The organism is Porcincola sp. LCP21S3_C12 (genome assembly GCF_052118625.1).
In the GTDB taxonomy this organism is placed as follows: domain Bacteria; phylum Bacillota; class Clostridia; order Lachnospirales; family Lachnospiraceae; genus Porcincola.
Genome location: NZ_JBQKGW010000049.1, coordinates 1 through 2,283, shown reverse-complemented (window position 1 = coordinate 2,283; position 2,283 = coordinate 1). Strand labels below are relative to the sequence as shown.

The window sequence follows — 2,283 nt, the reverse complement described above, 5'->3', positions numbered from 1 at the left end:
TGATCTCTTTGCAAGCCGGGATGCAACCTCCCGGCAGGTATTTGATTAGTAACCATTATGGCCTCAGGCCAGAACGAGAGGGGTTGCATCTCGTTTTACAGTTGAGGATACTTTTTACTGTTATTCCACACGGGGTGTAATCCCCACGGGGGATTAAAGAACCTGTATACAGTACCGCTCAGAAGATGCAGGAGATCAGCGTCAGGATGGCCAGTCCGCCCTGCATCAGGATAATCTTCGGATTGCTGGTCAGGCTTCCGTACAGAGCAACCGCCACGATGTACGCCATCAGAATGACAACGGCTGCTTTGCTGGCAAATGCGAATACAGCCAGCAGAATCAGCACGGAGAGCAGGCCATTATAGACGCCCTGGTTTTTGAACAGAACCTTCACATTCTTCTGGCTGAGCTCCTCGGTCGTCATGCCGAACACGCTGGACGTCTTTTCGGAAGTCGTCGCCAGCGTCTCCAGATAAAAGATGTACAGAAATTCCAGTGCTACAAGAACTGACAATACCTTTGTGATCACATTCATAATTTGTAATCCCTCCATACTTCTGATGATTCGATTTTTAATTGGAATATGTCCTTATTTTACCATTCTCCCGCCACCAATCCACGATCTTTTTCATCATCGCTTCACTCCAAAGTTCAAATTTCCTCATCAAAGGAAAAGCCGAGAGCTTTCTCCTGCATATGAATCAGATGAAGTCCTTTCATGATAAAGATAGATTTTACTGTGCAAATATAAGTTATGCCCGTCTCAAGATTCGCTTTATATCATCCAGATTTTCAACAAAAAAGATTCCCTCCTGTCGCTCGTTAGAAGATAATCCTTTTTCAATCATATGATTTAGAAGTGCTTTCAAATCATCGTAGTAACCGTTCAGGTTGTAGAGAATGCAGGGTGCCTCCAGGTGTTTCAAAGACACCTTCGACATTACCTCTGCAATTTCCTCCAATGTTCCCGTGCCGCCCGGGAAGGCAATAAAGGCTTCTCCTAACTCAATCATTTTGTTTTTTCTCTCAGACATATCCTTAGTCGCAATCAGTTTTGTCAGTCCATCATGTTGAAACTCATTTTCAATAAAAAAATTCGGCTCAACACCCGTAACATCACCGCCTGCCTTCAATACACTGTCTGCCAATGCTCCCATTAAACCACCTTTAGAACCACCGTAAACAAGTGCATTTCCACTGTTCCCAATCCATGCTCCCAATTCCTCAACTGCTTTTCGTAAGCATGGGTCATTTCCTTCGTTTGCCCCAAGATAAACTGTTATATTCATTAAAAATTTTCTCCTACAACTTCCGATTTTTTCTGCAGGTCAACTCTTGCGGAAAGTTTATTAAGTAGATACATCTATTTTTTATCCACAGCCTCATTTTCGCATAATGTTTATGTAATATGATAACATCAGGTGTTTCTTTCTTCCATAAAAAAACTGCCCCGGCATCCCGAGGCGGAATAAACTATTCTCATCGTTAAATTGTAATGTCTTCCTTAACGCCACCTTTCACCGTGATGGTGAGCTTGTCTGGAAAGACTCTGATCTCCTCGATAAAATTCCGCACCAGCTGCTCATCATAGGCGAGCACCTTATCCTTTGCTTTCTCGACGGATTCCCGCAAAGCAACAACCCGTTCTTCGTCACGCTTCCGTTCCGACTTTGTGGTCTCAATCTCGTTTTTTCTTTCTCTGAGCTGCTGGATCTGTTCAGCAAGCTCGGTTGTATTGATGCATCAATCCTCCGCAGCCTCAAATTGCTTTCCCACCGTCTCGACTTCCGAAAAATAGCCTTCCTACAGTCTCGCCCCCTGAAAATAGCAAAGTCACAGTCTCGCCCGACAGAAATTCATCAAAATAACCTTTCCACGGTCACGCCAGAGCAATATTCACATTTTTTCCAAAAGAAAAAGCGGCACCGGCCTCTTTTCAGAAAGACTGATGCCGAAGAAATGGCTTAAACACGGGCTTTTACGGGCCTTTTCTAGTTCTGCCGAATTAGCAGAGCGGCGGTCTCGACGTGCCCCGAGACAATGGAAAATATAATCATGCTGCCCGACTGTCTGTAGGAACATATCGAAAATTCGCCTCTGTTTGCGGAAACATATCTAAATCCGTTCACCTTCTGTGAAACGTTATCTATCAAAAGCCAAGGCATAAAACTGGAATTTGACTTGCCTATTTTCTTAAAATCTCATGTGGAGCTTCTATTTCATTTGCCAAGGTATGCTCTGTTAATTCTGACATCAATTTCAATTTTTTATTAATCAATGGTC

General features: G+C 43.5%; 3 protein-coding genes and 1 pseudogene. All 4 read right to left on the bottom strand.

The features are described from left to right. Positions 1-178: 178 nt before the first annotated feature. Complete coding sequence (locus ACTQ1N_RS12510) at positions 179-535, bottom strand: DUF1304 domain-containing protein (RefSeq protein ID WP_441956985.1); 357 nt, start codon at positions 533-535, stop codon at positions 179-181. A 217-nt stretch (positions 536-752) separates the two neighbouring features. Next, entirely contained in the window at positions 753-1,289 is a 537-nt protein-coding gene (locus ACTQ1N_RS12505; RefSeq protein ID WP_441956984.1) for a TIGR00730 family Rossman fold protein, read from the bottom strand. A 196-nt stretch (positions 1,290-1,485) separates the two neighbouring features. Continuing rightward, complete coding sequence (locus tag ACTQ1N_RS12500; RefSeq protein WP_441956983.1) at positions 1,486-1,632, bottom strand: hypothetical protein; 147 nt, start codon at positions 1,630-1,632, stop codon at positions 1,486-1,488. Positions 1,633-2,185: 553 nt separating this feature from the next. Then, a pseudogene (locus tag ACTQ1N_RS12495) lies at positions 2,186-2,283 on the bottom strand (LPS biosynthesis protein); the annotation flags it as partial.

Coding starts and splice junctions, on each gene's coding strand:
- ACTQ1N_RS12510 (WP_441956985.1), bottom strand. CDS start 535: ATGAATGTGATCACAAAGGTATTGTCAGTTCTTGTAGCACTGGAATTT.
- ACTQ1N_RS12505 (WP_441956984.1), bottom strand. CDS start 1,289: ATGAATATAACAGTTTATCTTGGGGCAAACGAAGGAAATGACCCATGC.